This window comes from Pectobacterium carotovorum (assembly GCA_016415585.1).
Lineage (GTDB): Bacteria > Pseudomonadota > Gammaproteobacteria > Enterobacterales > Enterobacteriaceae > Pectobacterium > Pectobacterium carotovorum_K.
Genome location: CP066552.1, coordinates 1,940,814 through 1,957,491, shown reverse-complemented (window position 1 = coordinate 1,957,491; position 16,678 = coordinate 1,940,814). Strand labels below are relative to the sequence as shown.

15 protein-coding genes are annotated in these 16,678 nt (G+C 50.0%); 7 read left to right on the top strand and 8 right to left on the bottom strand.

Annotated features, from left to right (window positions below; genetic code table 11):
* Window positions 1–75: 75 nt before the first annotated feature.
* The gene (locus tag JFY74_08740) at window positions 76–447 is read right to left on the bottom strand and encodes an inner membrane protein YbjM (protein QQG30092.1); all 372 of its coding nucleotides are present in this window, start codon (window positions 445–447) and stop codon (window positions 76–78) included.
* 390 nt (window positions 448–837) lie between these two features.
* On the opposite strand from JFY74_08740, the gene JFY74_08735 reads away from it, so the two are divergent.
* The 3 genes from JFY74_08735 (at window position 838) to deoR (ending at window position 4,338) form a co-directional block, all read left to right on the top strand.
* Window positions 838–2,526 carry an aspartate:alanine antiporter gene (locus JFY74_08735; protein ID QQG30091.1) on the top strand — a complete coding sequence of 563 codons (1,689 nt, stop codon included), beginning with the start codon at window positions 838–840 and terminating at the stop codon, window positions 2,524–2,526.
* Between the two features lie 338 nt (window positions 2,527–2,864).
* Complete coding sequence (locus tag JFY74_08730; protein QQG30090.1) at window positions 2,865–3,533, top strand: deoxyribose-phosphate aldolase; 669 nt, start codon at window positions 2,865–2,867, stop codon at window positions 3,531–3,533.
* Between the two features lie 31 nt (window positions 3,534–3,564).
* A complete protein-coding gene (deoR, locus tag JFY74_08725) occupies window positions 3,565–4,338 on the top strand; it encodes a DNA-binding transcriptional repressor DeoR (GenBank protein ID QQG30089.1) in 774 nt (257 codons plus the stop codon).
* A gap of 144 nt (window positions 4,339–4,482) precedes the next feature.
* Here deoR and JFY74_08720 read toward each other — a convergent pair whose 3' ends face one another.
* The 4 genes from JFY74_08720 to JFY74_08705 all read right to left on the bottom strand — a co-directional run bounded on the left by JFY74_08720 (window position 4,483) and on the right by JFY74_08705 (window position 8,574).
* Window positions 4,483–5,688 (bottom strand): serine hydrolase, encoded by a 1,206-nt coding sequence (locus JFY74_08720; GenBank protein QQG30088.1) that lies wholly within the window; start codon window positions 5,686–5,688, stop codon window positions 4,483–4,485.
* Window positions 5,689–5,978: 290 nt separating this feature from the next.
* Window positions 5,979–6,638: an ABC transporter permease gene (locus JFY74_08715; GenBank protein ID QQG30087.1), complete on the bottom strand. Its 660-nt coding sequence runs from the start codon at window positions 6,636–6,638 to the stop codon at window positions 5,979–5,981.
* Window positions 6,631–7,647 (bottom strand): methionine ABC transporter ATP-binding protein, encoded by a 1,017-nt coding sequence (locus JFY74_08710; protein ID QQG30086.1) that lies wholly within the window; start codon window positions 7,645–7,647, stop codon window positions 6,631–6,633. Before JFY74_08710 ends, JFY74_08715 begins: the two co-directional genes overlap by 8 nt.
* 81 nt (window positions 7,648–7,728) lie before the next feature.
* A complete protein-coding gene (locus JFY74_08705) occupies window positions 7,729–8,574 on the bottom strand; it encodes a metal ABC transporter substrate-binding protein (GenBank protein QQG30085.1) in 846 nt (281 codons plus the stop codon).
* A gap of 142 nt (window positions 8,575–8,716) precedes the next feature.
* Here JFY74_08705 and JFY74_08700 point away from each other — a divergent pair, with 142 nt between their 5' ends.
* Together JFY74_08700 and JFY74_08695 are read left to right on the top strand one after the other, a co-directional pair.
* On the top strand, window positions 8,717–9,334 hold the full coding sequence (locus JFY74_08700; GenBank protein ID QQG30084.1) for a glutathione S-transferase: 618 nt from the start codon (window positions 8,717–8,719) through the stop codon (window positions 9,332–9,334).
* A gap of 928 nt (window positions 9,335–10,262) precedes the next feature.
* Entirely contained in the window at window positions 10,263–10,616 is a 354-nt protein-coding gene (locus JFY74_08695) for a hypothetical protein (GenBank protein QQG30083.1), read from the top strand.
* Window positions 10,617–10,898: 282 nt separating this feature from the next.
* On the opposite strand, the gene JFY74_08690 is transcribed toward JFY74_08695, so the two are convergent.
* Window positions 10,899–12,065 (bottom strand): PQQ-dependent sugar dehydrogenase, encoded by a 1,167-nt coding sequence (locus tag JFY74_08690; GenBank protein ID QQG30082.1) that lies wholly within the window; start codon window positions 12,063–12,065, stop codon window positions 10,899–10,901.
* Between the two features lie 224 nt (window positions 12,066–12,289).
* Here JFY74_08690 and rimO point away from each other — a divergent pair, with 224 nt between their 5' ends.
* A complete protein-coding gene (gene rimO, locus JFY74_08685; protein QQG30081.1) occupies window positions 12,290–13,603 on the top strand; it encodes a 30S ribosomal protein S12 methylthiotransferase RimO in 1,314 nt (437 codons plus the stop codon).
* A 182-nt stretch (window positions 13,604–13,785) separates the two neighbouring features.
* Window positions 13,786–14,565: an outer membrane permeability protein SanA gene (gene sanA, locus JFY74_08680; GenBank protein ID QQG30080.1), complete on the top strand. Its 780-nt coding sequence runs from the start codon at window positions 13,786–13,788 to the stop codon at window positions 14,563–14,565.
* Between the two features lie 9 nt (window positions 14,566–14,574).
* Here the strand turns inward: sanA and JFY74_08675 are convergent, their stop codons facing one another.
* The gene (locus JFY74_08675) at window positions 14,575–15,750 is read right to left on the bottom strand and encodes a DUF418 family protein (GenBank protein ID QQG30079.1); all 1,176 of its coding nucleotides are present in this window, start codon (window positions 15,748–15,750) and stop codon (window positions 14,575–14,577) included.
* 123 nt (window positions 15,751–15,873) lie between these two features.
* Complete coding sequence (gene folE / locus JFY74_08670; GenBank protein ID QQG30078.1) at window positions 15,874–16,536, bottom strand: GTP cyclohydrolase I FolE; 663 nt, start codon at window positions 16,534–16,536, stop codon at window positions 15,874–15,876.
* Window positions 16,537–16,678: the final 142 nt, after the last annotated feature.

Below are 16,678 nucleotides of genomic sequence, written 5' to 3'. Positions count from 1 at the left end.
ACAGTAGATCATCAAACTGACAAAACAAGCGCGGCGACCGTCCGCGCTTTTTTATAGATTCAGAATAGAACCCTCTCAACGAAGATAGCGTCGATACAGGCTACACAAACACATCACGCCCATTGCCCCCAGCACGCACCAAAAGGCCGCACTCATCACGTAAGCCAACTCTTGCCAGAAAGAGCGCATTGGCGTATTCCACAGATGGAGCATCAGCAAACACACGGGCATTGCTGCCAGCGCGCCAAACAGCGGGTAAAGCAGGCGACCACGCGCAGAAAGAAAACAGGCCACCATACCAGGCAGCAGAAAAAACAGCATTCCCGGACTGCCACGCAGACCTTCATCCACAACGGTATCCAATACTTCAATTTTTTGACTCAAAAACACCACGGTAAACAATAGAAAACAGCAGATCGCGCCTACCCAACCTTTATTTCTTGCCATAAATCGCCCCTTTTCAATATCTATCTCAACCTCCATCACTCCAATACCGAAAACGGGCGGTATGATAAAGCGATGGGTATCTCTATTCCCTGATATGAAAAACATGAGGCTTCGCTACGATCTATTAGGCATACAGATACAGGTTGTCCGCAACAAAAAGACGATAACCCGCCGCATTTCTTCAACAGCGACACCACAATCATTAAATTAAAAAATAATTACACTGAACAATTTTATCGGATAAATTATACTGAACGAGGCTGACTCCTTTCAGCTGACGCGTATTGATACCGTTACAGAAATTCATGCATTTAATGCATTCCATGGCTAAATCTAGCCGCTATAATGAATAACATCAAGAACTTACTGGTAAACAACAAGTTACACTCCATGAATATAAACGTCGCTGATTTGTTAAATGGGAATTACATTCTGCTTTTATTCGTGGTTCTTTCACTAGGACTCTGTCTGGGGAAATTGCGCCTAGGGTCGGTACAACTCGGTAATTCTATTGGCGTTTTAGTGGTTTCTTTATTACTCGGCCAACAGCATTTTTCGATTAATACCGAAGCACTGAGCCTCGGCTTTATGTTATTTATTTTTTGCGTGGGAGTGGAAGCTGGGCCTAATTTCTTTTCTATTTTCTTCCGCGACGGGAAAAATTATTTCATGCTGGCGCTGGTGATGGTCGGCAGCGCCATGTTACTGGCATTAGGTTTAGGCAAACTCTTTGGCTGGGGAATTGGTCTGACGGCGGGAATGCTGGCTGGTTCCATGACATCAACGCCGGTGCTGGTCGGTGCGGGTGACACACTACGCAATACCACCAGTATGGGGAGTCAGCTCGGTATTGAGCAAGATCATCTGAGTCTGGGCTATGCGCTGACGTATTTGGTCGGGCTGGTCAGCCTCATTTTTGGTGCACGCTACTTGCCCAAACTCCAGCATCAGGATTTACCCACCAGCGCTCAGCAGATTGCACGCGAGCGCGGATTAGACCCAGACAGCCAGAGAAAGGTCTATCTGCCGGTGATTCGCGCCTATCGCGTCGGGCCGGAGCTGGTTGATTGGGCGGACGGCAAGAATTTGCGTGAGCTGGGTATTTATCGACAAACCGGCTGCTACATCGAACGCATCCGACGCAACGGAATTCTGGCCAACCCTGATGGTGACGCCGTCTTGCAAATCGGCGATGAGATCGCGCTGGTCGGCTATCCCGATGCCCATTCCCGCCTGAATTCCAATTTCCGCGATGGCAAGGAAGTTTTCGACCGCGATTTGCTGGACATGCGCATCGTGACGGAAGAGATCGTCGTCAAGAACCACAATGCCGTCGGCAAACGCCTGAGCCAATTGAAGCTGACCGATCACGGCTGTTTTCTTAACCGCATTGTCCGCAGCCAGATTGAAATGCCGATTGACGATAACGTCGTCCTGAATAAAGGCGATGTCTTGCAGGTCAGCGGTGATGCCAGACGGGTAAAAAGCATTGCGGATAGGATCGGGTTCATTTCTATTCATAGTCAGGTCACCGATCTGCTCGCCTTCTGCGCCTTTTTCGTCATCGGCGTGATGGTCGGGCTGATCACCATCCAGTTCAGCAACTTCACCTTTGGCATCGGTAACGCGGCTGGATTACTGTTCGCTGGTATCATGCTGGGGTTCCTGCGCGCCAATCACCCGACCTTCGGCTATATTCCGCAAGGCGCACTTAACATGGTCAAAGAATTCGGCCTGATGGTTTTTATGGCGGGCGTTGGTCTGAGTGCAGGTAGCACCATCAACAGCAGTCTGGGAGAAGTCGGTATCCAAATGCTGGCTTCAGGGCTGATTGTTAGTCTGCTGCCAGTGGTGATTTGTTTTCTATTTGGTGCGTATGTGCTGAAAATGAACCGTGCTCTGCTGTTTGGCGCCATGATGGGGGCACGAACTTGCGCACCCGCGATGGAAATTATCAGCGATACGGCGCGCAGTAACATCCCTGCGCTCGGCTATGCGGGTACCTATGCCATTGCTAACGTGCTACTCACCTTAGCGGGCTCACTTATCGTGGTTATCTGGCCTGAGCTGCCCGGCTGAAAAAATGTAAAAAATCGTCAATATTATTTTTTAAAAGCCAGAACTTTTTCTTTGCCCTAAAGTCTGAATAAGTGCCACTGCTTTTCTTTGATCCCCCTTATTGAGGAGCCCATCGTTCCCGCCTTTCAGGTTCAAGAACGATGGGCGTTTTCTTTTCTGTTTTATACGATTCAAACCCCTCCACCTTTTCATTCTCCCTATCGTCGGTATCACATTTATTTCATTTTTTGTTATTAAAATAACAAAATTTAATTTTATTGTTATTTTTGTGACATTAAAATTATTGAGTGTCATAATCACGCTATCTGATTTCTTATCGATATCACTGAGGATTTACCATGACTGACTACGCACGCTATATCGACCACACCCTGTTGGCGGCCAATGCCACCGAACAGCAAATTGCCACCCTGTGCGATGAAGCGATCGCTCACCGTTTTTATGCCGTCTGTGTTAATTCCGGTTACGTTCCTTTAGTGGCCGAAAAGCTGAAAGGCACTGAAGTACAGGTGTGCTCTGTTATCGGTTTTCCTCTCGGTGCAGGCCTGACTTCCAGCAAGGCTTTTGAAGCAAAAGCGGCGATTGATGCGGGTGCTCAGGAAATCGACATGGTGATTAACGTTGGCTGGCTGAAAAGCGGGAATATTGCTGCCGTCAAAGCAGATATTCAGGCCGTGCGTGAGGTTTGCGCCGCTATACCGTTGAAGGTAATATTGGAAACCTGTCTGCTTGATGACAAACAGATTGTACTGGTCTGTGAGATGTGTCGTCAGTTGGATGTCGCGTTCGTCAAAACGTCTACCGGTTTCAGTACGGGTGGCGCACGTGAAGAACACGTTCGACTGATGCGTAGCACCGTCGGCAGCGAGATGGGTGTCAAAGCATCCGGCGCGGTTCGCGATCGCCAAACGGCACAGCGTATGATTAAAGCAGGCGCCACGCGTATCGGCACTAGCTCAGGCGTCGCTATCGTTTCAGGTGAAACGGCCGCAGCAGGAAACTACTAACAACAAAAATAGCTTACTAGCAGGGAATTTTATGGAAACGCGGCGCGACGAACGAATCGGCAGACTGGCTAAAGCATTAAAGAAAACCGATAAACTCCATCTTAAAGACGCCGCACAGCTACTCGGCGTGTCCGAGATGACCGTGCGCCGCGATCTGAATGCAGATTCCACCAGCGTCATGCTGCTCGGCGGCTACGTCGTTAGCGACCTGAAGAATAACGGTGTCACGAATTATTTTGTCTCCGACCAGCAGAGCAAGCACGTAAGAGAAAAGCAGGCTATCGGTACCGCAGCAGCCTATCTGGTGGAAGCAAACGATACCGTTTTTTTTGACTGTGGCACCACGATTCCCTTCATCATTGACGCCATTCCTGACGAGTTGCCCTTTACTGCGATTTGTTATTCCCTGAACACGTTTTTAGCGCTACAGGAAAAAAAGGCGTGCAGAGTGATTTTGTGCGGCGGGGAATACCATCCTGATAACGCGATTTTTACCCCGCTCAACCAGCGAAGCGAGCTGGACAACATCTGCCCGAATAAAGCCTTTATCTCTGCGGCAGGTATCGAACTGACTGCCGGCGCCACCTGCTTTAACTTTGCCGAACTGGGCATGAAGCAACGCGCGATGGCGACCGCGCAGCGAATTATTATGGTGGCGGATAGCAGCAAATTCGGTCAGATCAAACGTGCCTGTATCGGCCCGATGACGCTGTTTGATACGGTCATTTCCGACAGCGCCCCGAGCGAATCCTACTTACGCTATTTTTCCAACAACGGCATTCAGTTCATCCACCCAGGGAATTAGAGTCTGTCCCAGTAGGCGTTATTGGTGCAGCCAGTTTGGACACGGACAGCGCGCAGAAACCGGAGCGTACACGTAGTACGTGAGGATTTCGAGCACTGCCCAGGTTCAAAATGGCAAATAAAATAGCCCTAATGAGGTAGGCTCTTAGCCGAATAGCCCACCGAACCACTGCTGCACCTTCATCATCACCGTATCCCAGAGGCGGCTAAAGAAACCGGCCTCTGGAATATCATCCATCGCGACCAGTTCGCGTTGTCCGATGCTCTTGCCGTCCAGTTGGAAGTCGATAGTGCCGACAATCTGATTTTTGGTTAACGGTGCGGAAAGCTGCGGCTGATTGAGCGTAAAGCTGGCTTTCAGGTTCTTCATTTGTCCTTTCGGGATGGTCAACGCAGCATCCTGTGCGACGCCAAGCCGTGCCTCTTTCTCAGTACCAAACCAGACTCGCTGCGTGGTAAAAGGCGCATCCGTCTTGATAGGCGTTACCGTTTCGAAAAAGCGGAAGCCCCAGGTGAGCAGTTTTTCACTTTCACGGAAGCGAATGGCATCCGTTTGCGCCCCCAACACCACGGAAATCAGGCGCATATTACCTTCGGTGGCCGAGGCCACCAGATTGTGTCCCGCTCCGTTGGTATGGCCGGTTTTCACACCGTCTACATTCAGGTTAGTGCTCCACAGCAGACGGTTGCGGTTAGGCTGGCGAATGTTATTGAAGGTGAACTCTTTTTCCTTGTGCAACGCGTATTCTTCCGGCACATCGCGAATCAGCGCCTGCCCTAACAGCGCCATATCGCGCGCGGTGCTGTACTGCCCCGGCGCATCGAGACCGTGCACGGTCAGAAAATGCGTATTCGTCAGGTTAAGTGCCTTCGCATAATTGTTCATCAGGCTAACGAACGCATCCTGACTACCCGCGACGTAATCCGCCAGCGCGATGCTGGCATCATTGCCTGACTGAATGACAATGCCTTTATTTAACTCAGAAACGGGGATGCGGTCGCCCGGTTTAAGGAACATCAGCGACGAGCCACGCAGCGCCGGATTACCCGTTGCCCAGGCATCTTTTCCGACGGTCACTTCATCCGTCGGACGAATTTTACCGGATTTGATCGCCTGTCCAATCACATAGCTCGCCATAATTTTTGTCAGGCTGGCAGGGTCAAGGCGCTCATCGGCATTACTTTCTGCCAGCACTTTACCGCTGTGGTGATCGATCAAGATATAGGCTTTAGCATCAATTTGCGGCACCGCTGGCAACTGTTCCGCATAGGTGAATGGCACTAAACCAACAAGCAATACCGTACCTACAGAGAAAGACGTGAGTCTGGTCAGGAAAGGAGTTGTTTTCATGAGTTCGCCGCGATATCCATCAGTCGTTAAAAATTCTTAATTTTCAATATGTTTTGAAAACTTTAGTAACATACAAAGGTAACGCGTCATCTCTGGGATGAAAACCGTTCATTCTGTAAAGATAGTCAAAGAAATGAAAGTTTCTAAAAAAACGCAGATAAAAAAAGCACTTAGAAAAAAGTAAGGAATGTCTGAAAATGCAGACGGCAGGGCCGCCAGAAAAAATAGCAGATAGCACGAGGGGGACATGGCAGCGCAGCCTACCTCGTGCACAGTAGTTGGAAATACCCTTAGCGGCGTTCGCGCTTATCGGCACGTTTTGACAGCCAGTCACCCAGCGTCTGTACCACCTGCACCAGAATGACCAGCGCAATAACAGTAATCACCATCACCTCGGTTTCATAGCGGTAATAGCCGAAGCGGATCGCCAAATCACCCACCCCGCCGCCGCCGACAATGCCCGCCATCGCCGAATAACCGATGAGGCTCACCAGTGTAATCGTCAAGCCACGCAATAGTCCCGCTTTCGCCTCTGGCAGCAGCACCGTGCCGATAATACGCATCGGGCTGGCTCCAAACGCTTCGGCCGCTTCCACGATACCGGGATCGATTTCACGCAGTGCGCTATCCACCAGACGTGCATAAAACGCGATCGCGGCGACCGACATCGGTACCGCCGCCGCTACAGGCCCAATCGTATTCCCCAACAGGATCTGCGTCAGCGGTAACAGCAGAACCAACAGAATCACGAAAGGAATAGAACGGATAATATTCACCAGCACCGTGCCAAACAGATAGACGGCGCGATTTTGCCAGAACAGGTTCCTGTCGGTGACGTAAATCAGCAGCCCCAGCGGTAAACCGCCAATCACGGCAAATAGCGTGGAAATCCCCACCATTTGAAATGTCTCGCCGAACGCTGCGACCAGATCGATCCATAAATCAGCCATGCAGCACCTCCACGTTCGCCGTTCTGACCTGAATATGCTCCACTGCTTCGGTCACTTTTCCGGGATCGGAAGGATGAGTCAGTAGTGCGACGAGTATGCCTAGCGCACGATTGCCGATGTATTCGATCTTGCCGTGCAGGATATTGACGGACACGCCAAAACGCGTCGCAACGTCCGACAGCACGGGTTGCTCCGCCGATTCACCAACGAACAGAATCTTCAGTAGTGTGCCCTGTAAATCCACCAGCAAGCGAGGCGGCAATGCAAGATCGAGCGTGTGGGAGACCAGTTGACGCGTAAAGGCGTGCTGCGGCGTCGCAAAAATATCGAAAACATCGCCCTCTTCCACAACCCGACCGCCCGTCATCACCGCCACCCGATCGCAGACCGCCTTAATCACGCTCATTTCATGAGAAATCAGCACGATGGTAATGCCCAGTTTCTCGTTAATCTCTTTCAGCAGCGCCAGAATAGCGGCTGAGGTTTCCAGATCGAGTGCCGAGGTCGGCTCATCACACAACAACACTTCGGGATCGTTGGCAATGGCTCTGGCGATACCTACACGCTGTTTCTGACCGCCGCTGAGCTGCGCCGGATAAGACGACGCTTTATCCGTCAACCCTACCAGATTCAGAATTTCCGGCACCCGTGCAGCAATTACCGCGCTGGATTTCCCAGCAGCTTTCAGGCTGAACGCCACGTTTTCCGCCACGGTACGCGTCTGCATCAGGTTGAAATGCTGAAATATCATGCCAATTTTTTGCCGCTGTTCTCGCAGCGGTTGCCCAGCTAATTCGCTGATGAGCACGCCATTGACGAGCACGCGGCCGGCAGTCGGTCGCTGCAAGAGATTGATGGTCCGCAGCAGCGTGCTTTTCCCTGCGCCGCTGGTGCCGACAATCCCGTAAACCTCGCCACGTTGAATGTGCAACGACACGTTGTCTACCGCGAGATTTTCTGGTTGCTTCCCGTGCGAGAAGTCAACGCTTACCCCTTCTAACTGAATCATTATCCGCAAACTCCTGGCCTGAGCGGAAAAGAAGAAAGCCGGTCATAGACCGGCCAAAAGATATTCTGTATAGCCTGAAAGTTACTGTGCGGGCGCTGGCGTTTTCGCCTGCATCCACTCCGGTTTCTGGAATTGGCTATACATCAACGCAGGATCGTTGATCACCGCGGCATACGCAGGTGATTCCACAATCGCTTTGGTATCTTTAACAAAGGGCTTATCGAGATCGTCGGTACGCACGGCAATAACATTTTTCAGGTTCTCATCCAGCGTTTCCAGCTTGATGGCCGATGACAGTTTCATACCGGACGCAAGCGCAAAATTACCGTTCACCAGCGATGCCGTCACGCTATCCAGCGTACGGGGTAACTGCGCCGCTTCCATCGGTTTGAAGACCAAACCGCGCGGGTTTTCAAGAATATCTTTCTCAGATGCTTTGGTCGGATCGATATCAGCCTTGATCGTAATCAGCCCCATCGATTGTAGGAAACGCAGACCGCGTGCCAGATTGGTGGCATCGTTAGAGAGCGTGACTACGTCTCCTTTTTTCAGCTCATCCAGCGATTTGATCTTCTTCGAATAGAAGCCCATGCTGGCAGTAGGTACGATAATCAGTGGGGAAATTTTTAACCCTTTATCGGCAGCGAATTTCTCCAAATACAGCGTATGCTGGAAGAGGTTGGCATCAATGCTGCCGTTGGCCAGCGCCAGATTGGGCTGAACGTAATCGCTGAATTCACGCACGACGACCTTGTAGCCTTTTTTTACCAGCTCAGGTTTGATCGCCAGATTCACCATGTCGCCATACGGCCCGGGTGCCACGCCAAACGTGATCGTCTGTGGATCGCTGCTGGCCAGCGCCAGTTGCATCCCGGCAGCAAGCAGTGTGATGCCGAGAGCGGCGCGAACAGAATGCGTCAATTTCATTGTGTAACTTTCCTGTCTGAATGTAACTTGCTGTCATTATTAAGAATGAAAAGTTAAATCATAAAGACTAAAAAGGCATATCATTATTTCTCATCGGCTGTCGCGGATAATCGGGACAGGCTTCACGAAGAAAGGGGCAACTATGATAACGATTTGGGGTCGTGATAACTCGACCAACGTAAAGAAAGTCCTGTGGTGTGCGGAAGAACTTGCACTGCCTTATCAGCATATTGCGGCGGGCGGACAATTCGGTCTTAACCATGAGGTCGATTATCTGGCGATGAACCCTAATGGCCTCATCCCGTGTTTGCGGGACGACGATCTGGTGCTGTGGGAATCCAATACCATCGTCCGTTATCTGGCGGCACAGTATGGTCAGGATTCGCTGTATATTTCCGATGCGGGCAAACGCGCCAGTGCCGAGAAGTGGATGGACTGGGCCACCTCCTTCGCCGTGTCTTTCGGGCCGGTATTCATTAATATAGTCCGCGTCGCGCCGGAAAAACGCGATATGGCATTGGTCCAGAAAGGCATCGCCGAATGCGAACGTCTTTTCGATATTGTCGATACCGTTCTGGCTAATCAGCCGTGGCTATCCGGCGATAAATTTGGCGTTGGCGACATTCCGTTAGGCTGTATTGCTTACGGCTGGCTGAATATGCCGATTGAGCAACAGTCGCATCCTCACCTGGAACGCTGGTATGAGCAACTCACCGAACGTCCGGCGTATCAGAAATACGTCATGATTCCGCTGTCTTAATCTAATGAATATCTTCCTGTACGCTCGGCTTGCTCAAACACTTTACGGTTCTATTCTGTTGCTGCCGTTTCCGTTCTGCGAGTAGGTTGGTCAACGGTTTGATAGGCTTTTTGTAGTGTAATGCCAGTAAGTTAAATAACTGACTGGCTTTTTCCTTAGCTTTTCGTATTTATAAAGTATTTCCTCCCTGGGAGGACGATTCCAGTTATTTAGCGTAGCCAATGACTTTAACTGGGAAGTGCTGGTAATCGAAATTGGCTTGTATATACCCGCTCACTATGTTCTTTGCATTTTGCTGAAATGAATATCCTGCTTTATACAAAGCGACAACGCGCAAGGACGCACAGAACATAACGAGGAACGTCCTTATAGTTCACTTGATGAGATGCAGTTAGTTATTTATGCGAGGAAAAAACTGAGAAACTACACTCGAAGCATAATGATAAGATATTATTTCTCTTGTTGAACATTAATTACATTCATTAAATTCGATTAATTTACGACCTAAATATTTATTGAATTAACCATATTATTATTTTACTAAGTGCGTCAGCCCTATATTTAAAAAAACAAATACACTCAATTACCACTCATTATTTCAATAATTATCAAATCAGTGTGAATAATTCCATGGTGATTTTAAATTCCCACCTCAACATTCTTAAAAAAAAATAAAAATCATTGACAAATTCACATCCAGAAACTTAACTAAACATTAACCTTTGGGTTGTAAATACAATACATTTTTTCAACTAATTATTTATTGAAAATAAATTAGATACTACGATAAATCCATTACGCTCAGGTATTTCAGTCGTAACAATGTTTGCTGCGCTATTGGCATGCGCGTTAGGACATGAAAATTGGGAAGTGAATAATAGTAATTTGATAATTAACATCATTACTCCATTATAAAGGAAGTCAAAATATGAATACTACGACCTTAATTCATGACAAAAAAAAACATAGTCGCACAGTGCGTTACCCTGTAAAAAACGGTATTGAAATCACTGCGGAAGATTTAAGTGAGTTACTTGAAGATCACATTACTGTGACAATCCTTATAAAAGATGGAGAATGGACACCCGCAATTCATGCACCTATCCCTTCAGGATATGAATCAGCTCAAGCCATTGCTATTAATAATATAACTTCCGCTTCAACGCCCCCCGTTGAACTACATGTGAATGGAGAAACGATATTAGCAGGTCCCAATGCAAGCGGCTTTCTTTTTGCTTATCCTAAAGATGATAAATGGGAGATACATGGACTAGACTCGTAAATAACTTACAATAGAGTGCCATGTCATTTTTCAAAAACAGCGTGCTAATAGGGCTTTAGCAACGCTGTTTTTACTTTTTCAGTATATAGAATATTCGTAAAGCTTGTACTATCCCACCGCTTTTCGACCCACTTTGTTTGACCCTATATTCTTCCTCACTGTACACTTTCAGCTCGATAGCATAGATGACCAGATATACAATTTCACTGCGAGTCGGTATTTTGACCTTGATGTTAACACTTTTTACTCACTTGCTACCGAGACAGTTCGGTACCTGATGTTTTACTCCAGTCCCACTTTCAGCAGTTTACCATTGTCGTGATCGGTCAACAAATAGAGATAGCCGTCCGGCCCCAACCTTACGTCACGGATGCGTTCACCGTGGTCGCCCAGCAAGCGCTCTTGGGACGCGACTTTGTCGCCATCAAGCGTCAGACGAATCAGGTTCTTTTCTGCCAGCGCGCCGATAAAGACGGAATTTTTCCACTGCGGGAAACGATCGCTGTTATAGAACGCCATTCCACTGATCCCCGGAGATTTTTCCCAGTAAAAATCAGGGTTCACCATCCCTGCGATCTCTTTTCCTTTCGCTTCTGGAATCTTCAGCCCGGAATAGTTAATGCCGTGTGTCGCAATCGGCCAGCCGTAATTTTCGCCCGCTTTGGGAATATTGATTTCATCGCCGCCTTTCGGACCGTGTTCATTTTCCCACAGCGCGCCAGACCACGGATTAATCGCTAATCCCTGCGGGTTACGATGTCCGTAAGACCAGATTTCCGGTCGCGCGTTAGGCGTATTCACAAACGGGTTATCGGACGGCACTTTACCCTCCGCAGTCAGGCGAACAATTTTGCCCTGTAATTTATCCAGATCTTGTGCAGTCGGGCGTTCGTTATTTTCGCCCAGTGCAATAAACAGATGCCCTTGTCGATCAAAGGCCAGCTTGCCGCCGAAATGGTTACCCGTTGACAGTTTCGGTTCCTGACGGAAGAAGACCGTGAAATTCTCTAACCGTTTATTATCTTCAGAGAGCTTACCGTAGCCGACAGCGGTTCCCGCTTTACCCTCGCTCCCCTCTTCGGCAAAGCTCAGATAGATGCGCCGATTCTGTGCAAAATCCGGCGATAGCGCGACTTCCAGCAATCCGCCCTGTGATTTAGCGAAGACCTTCGGTACACCGGCTATCGGCGCAGACAGCGCGCTACCCGCTTTCCATAAGCGTAAATTTCCGGCGCGTTCCGTAATCAGAATTCCCTGTTCTTCCGGTAAAAACGCTAATGACCACGGATGATCCAGCTTATCCTGCAATTCCGTCACCTTCGGTTCCGCCGCCAATAGCTGGCTGGAAAACAGCAGCGTCGCACTGAGCAGCAACCAATGCGGCGCAGCAGAAAATTGTCGTAACAGGGTGTGTGAAGCAGAATTGCGAGGTATCAGGCAGTAGGACATAGCGTTGTCTCCATCCAACAAAAAGTCCTGTAAATTTAGGCGGCAGGCGATGTTTGTGCAAAAAAACGGGGCAAGGTTTACATTTATTGAAGAAATTCAGCCGTTAAAAGCACCATCGCCGCAGTGATAAAATGCTGAGTTTTACACCACTGACTATAAGGATAATCAACTATGGTGTAGAATCCTCCGGTTTTTATTTTCTGTTTATTTTGTGAGCGAATAATATGCAACAACCACGTATCGGCTTTGTTTCCCTCGGTTGCCCGAAAAACCTCGTCGACTCCGAGAGGATTCTGACCGAACTGCGTACTGAAGGTTATCAGGTCGTCCCACGTTATGACGACGCTGAACTGGTGATCGTCAATACCTGTGGTTTTATTGACAGCGCCGTACAAGAGTCGCTGGAAGCCATTGGCGAAGCGCTGAATGAAAACGGTAAAGTCATCGTCACAGGCTGTCTGGGTGCCAAAGAAAATCAAATACGCGAAGTGCATCCCAAGGTTCTGGAAATTACCGGCCCACACAGCTACGAGCAAGTTCTGTCACACGTCCATCAATATGTCCCTAAACCGACGCACAACCCGTTTACCAGTCTGGTTCCCGAGCAGGGAGTCAAACTCACGCCGCGCCATTATGCCTATCTGAAAATCTCAGAAGGCTGTAACCACCGCTGTACGTTCTGCATCATCCCTTCTATGCGTGGCGATTTGGACAGCCGTCCAATCGGCTCGGTGTTGGATGAAGCAAAACGTCTGGTTGATGCTGGGGTAAAAGAGCTGCTGGTGATTTCTCAGGATACCTCAGCGTACGGTGCGGATGTGAAGCAGCGTATGGGATTCTGGAATGGTCAACCGGTCAAAACCAGTATGGCCAGCCTGTGTGAGCAACTGGCGTCGCTGGGCGTGTGGGTGCGCCTGCACTATGTCTACCCTTACCCACATGTAGACGATGTCATTCCATTAATGGCGGAAGGCAAAATCCTGCCTTATCTGGACATCCCGCTCCAGCACGCCAGCCCGAAAATTCTCAAGCTGATGAAGCGTCCGGGTGCGGTAGAAAGAACGCTGGAGCGCATTAAGCGCTGGCGTGAAATCTGCCCGGACTTAACGCTGCGTTCTACCTTTATTGTCGGCTTCCCTGGCGAAACGGAAGAAGACTTCCAGATGCTGCTCGACTTCCTGAAAGAAGCCAAGCTTGACCGCGTAGGCTGCTTTAAATTCAGTCCGGTCGAAGGCGCAGCGGCAAATGAATTGCCAGATCAGGTGCCGGAAGAGGTCAAAGAAGAGCGTTTCCACCGCTTCATGCAGCTTCAGCAGGCGATTTCCACCCAGCGTTTGCAGGATAAAATTGGCCGTGAAGTGCTGGTGCTGATCGATGAAATCGACGAAGAAGGCGCGATTGGCCGCAGCATGGCTGACGCCCCTGAAATTGACGGCGCAGTTTACCTGAACGGCGAAACCGGCGTGAAAGTCGGTGACATCGTCAAGGTGAAGGTCGAACACGCAGACGAGTACGATCTGTGGGGTAGCCGCGTTTAATACGCTTATCACGCCAGCTTTTCCGCCCGAAAAGCTGGCGTTTTATTTTTACACCATCTCGCCCCGAACGCTGAAAATTCAATCAATAAACCGCCCATTCCTCGCCTGCGTCTTGCGTCACCCTGTCAGGTAAAGTAGCCTTGAGGCATGATTAGTCTACTCGCCTTACCTGAGGCATAAGCATGTGGAAACGCCTGACATTCGGTTTGTTAGCCCTCATTGGCGTGCTGCTGCTCTCTGCTTTTGCCCTCGATCGTTGGATCAGTTGGAAAACCGCGCCATTTATTTACGATGAGCTTCAGACCTTGCCGAAACGTCAGGTCGGCGTCGTACTGGGAACGGCAAAGTACTACCGTACCGGCGTGATCAACCAGTATTACCTGTTCCGTATGCAAGGGACGATTAACGCTTATAACAGCGGTAAAGTCAGCTATCTGCTATTAAGCGGTGATAACGCGCTACAAAGTTACAATGAACCGATGACGATGCGTCGTGATTTGATCGCCGCAGGCGTTCCGCCTTCGGATATCGTGCTGGACTATGCAGGGTTCCGCACGCTGGATTCCATCGTCAGAACGCGCAAGGTGTTTGATACCAACGATTTCACCATCATCACCCAGCGTTTTCACTGCGAACGGGCGCTCTTCATCGCGCTGCATCTCGGTATTCAGGCACAGTGTTACGCCGTGCCTTCCCCGAAAAATATGATGACGGTGCGGGTTCGTGAATTTGGCGCTCGTCTGGGCGCGCTGTTCGACCTGTATATCCTTAAACGCGAGCCGCGCTTTTTAGGGCCACAGGTGCCGATTCCTGCCGAGCATACCATTCCAGAAGATGCTCCGGATTATCCTGCTGTCCTGCCGGAACAGGTGCTTCCCGCGCCAGCGCAGCAGGTTAAACCGGAGCAACTGGCAAAACCCGAGCCCGAATCTGAACCTTACCACGAGCAGGCCGCACCGTAACGTCTTTCTCTACGCCGTTTTCCCTATCGCATTAGTGAGCGTGCGCCATAGCCATTCGAGCGGTCCCTGACGGAAATAGCGTAGCCAGTAGTGAGAAAAGACCAGATTGGCGATCCAGATAGCGGGAACCAGTGCCAGCAGTTGCAGGCGGCTGAACGCCATAAACAGGCCAAGCTGATTAAACAACGCGACGCAAATTAGCGTTTGCAGCAAATAGTTGGTTAACGCCATGCGGCCGACATCCGTAATCCAGTAGGTGATGCGCCATTGGCACAGCGTGGCCCAGAAGCCATAACATAGCGCCAGATACCCTATCGCCTGCAAAGGTGAACTCAATTCACGCGGAATCTGCAATAACAGCCCGCTCCAGCGATATTCCCAACCCACCAGCCACTGCCCTACCACGCCAATGCTGTTGATTGCTACACCCAGCGGAATCAGCCACAGCGCAACCTTACGATAGTGTGCCGTGCTGAACTCACCTTTCAACCAGCCGCTGCGCATTAACCCTGCACCCAGCAGCATCGATCCCGCCAGCAGCCAGCCGTACTGCACGCCCAGTGACAACAGGCTTTCCGTGAGCAGATCGACACGATTCCCCCACGCTTCCGGCCCACCTAACACTCGCCAGTAGGCCTCATAGGCGATATCCGCCATGCCCGGCAGCCAGAAACGTCCCGGTTGCAGGCTCAAAATCTGGCTCAACACAAACAGTACGCCGATTCCCACCAGATACAGGACCGCCCCCGTCCTTATTAACAACCGGCTGCTTTCCGCGTGGCGAATCATGCCGTAGCACACCAGCCCAATCAGCGCATAGTCGAGTAAAATATCGCCATCCCACAGGAAAATTGCATGAATCAGCCCGATGATCATCAACCAGAACAGACGTGCATGTACCCAGCGTTTCCCCCGCGACAGCAGCAGCTGTAGCCCCGCACCAAAAAGAAGAGAAAACAACGTCAAAAATTTTGCCTGCGCCAGCAGGTCCATTACCGCCCAGGTTAAGGCATCAGATAATGTGGTTTCTCCCTGCCAGGCCGGATTCAGGTATGCCGCATGCGGTAAGCCAAACGCCGTAATATTCAGCAGTAAAATGCCCAAGATAGCGACGCCGCGCGCGAAATCCAGCGCAACGATCCGCGAGGGTGGTAATGGAAGTGACGGTATAGTGTGAGAAGGCATACAAATTACATTTTCAAATCATCGAAGTAGCGATTGTATGCACATACAGAGAAAAAGCGAAGATGCTTGCTGATTTGACGATGACAAAGCGCATTTCCTTCATCATCGCCAATAAGAGAGGGCTTAATTGTGGTGACGCACCGCGCGCAAGAATTCCTGACGCGTATTTTGGCTGGACTTAAACAGCCCACCGAGCGATGTCGTGGTCGTGGCGCTGGTCGCATCACGGATACCGCGAGCCTTCACGCAGTAGTGCACCGCATCAATCGAGACCGCAACGTTGTTGGTTCCCAACAGCGTTTGCAGCGCGACCAGAATCTGCTGCGTTAAGCGCTCCTGCACCTGAGGGCGCTGAGAGAAAAACTGGACGATTCGGTTGAGCTTCGACAAGCCGATGACACCATCTTTCGGAATGTACGCCACCGTCGCTTTCCCATCGATCGTCACGAAATGGTGTTCACAGGTACTGGTCAGCGTGATATCTCGTACGGTGACCATTTCATCGACCTTCATTTTGTTTTCAATGATGGTGATTTTGGGGAAGTTGGCGTAGTCCAAACCGGAGAATATTTCATCAACGTACATTTTGGCGATACGCGTCGGTGTTTCAGCCAGGCTGTCATCGCCCAGATCGAGGCTCAACAAATTCATAATTTCCGTCATATGCTCGGCAATACGTTGCTTACGCGTATCCCGATCCAACAACGCACCGCGCAGCGGCGTTTCCAGACCGCGTGCCAGCAGCGCTTCGTGCACCATAACGGCTTCTTTACTTAGTGATGACATTATTATTCTCCTGCAGGTGTAACTATGCCTATCGCACTATCACGGTCTTGGTCAGACCTTAGCGCCGTCAACACTCTAGTTGAGAGAGTCACGATTATCCAGCGATTGTATGTCATGATTGTTGAAATAGATTCAAGTTATC

Coding starts and splice junctions, on each gene's coding strand:
- JFY74_08740 (QQG30092.1), bottom strand. CDS start 447: ATGGCAAGAAATAAAGGTTGGGTAGGCGCGATCTGCTGTTTTCTATTG.
- JFY74_08735 (QQG30091.1), top strand. CDS start 838: ATGAATATAAACGTCGCTGATTTGTTAAATGGGAATTACATTCTGCTT.
- JFY74_08730 (QQG30090.1), top strand. CDS start 2,865: ATGACTGACTACGCACGCTATATCGACCACACCCTGTTGGCGGCCAAT.
- deoR (QQG30089.1), top strand. CDS start 3,565: ATGGAAACGCGGCGCGACGAACGAATCGGCAGACTGGCTAAAGCATTA.
- JFY74_08720 (QQG30088.1), bottom strand. CDS start 5,688: ATGAAAACAACTCCTTTCCTGACCAGACTCACGTCTTTCTCTGTAGGT.
- JFY74_08715 (QQG30087.1), bottom strand. CDS start 6,638: ATGGCTGATTTATGGATCGATCTGGTCGCAGCGTTCGGCGAGACATTT.
- JFY74_08710 (QQG30086.1), bottom strand. CDS start 7,647: ATGATTCAGTTAGAAGGGGTAAGCGTTGACTTCTCGCACGGGAAGCAA.
- JFY74_08705 (QQG30085.1), bottom strand. CDS start 8,574: ATGAAATTGACGCATTCTGTTCGCGCCGCTCTCGGCATCACACTGCTT.
- JFY74_08700 (QQG30084.1), top strand. CDS start 8,717: ATGATAACGATTTGGGGTCGTGATAACTCGACCAACGTAAAGAAAGTC.
- JFY74_08695 (QQG30083.1), top strand. CDS start 10,263: ATGAATACTACGACCTTAATTCATGACAAAAAAAAACATAGTCGCACA.
- JFY74_08690 (QQG30082.1), bottom strand. CDS start 12,065: ATGTCCTACTGCCTGATACCTCGCAATTCTGCTTCACACACCCTGTTA.
- rimO (QQG30081.1), top strand. CDS start 12,290: ATGCAACAACCACGTATCGGCTTTGTTTCCCTCGGTTGCCCGAAAAAC.
- sanA (QQG30080.1), top strand. CDS start 13,786: ATGTGGAAACGCCTGACATTCGGTTTGTTAGCCCTCATTGGCGTGCTG.
- JFY74_08675 (QQG30079.1), bottom strand. CDS start 15,750: ATGCCTTCTCACACTATACCGTCACTTCCATTACCACCCTCGCGGATC.
- folE (QQG30078.1), bottom strand. CDS start 16,536: ATGTCATCACTAAGTAAAGAAGCCGTTATGGTGCACGAAGCGCTGCTG.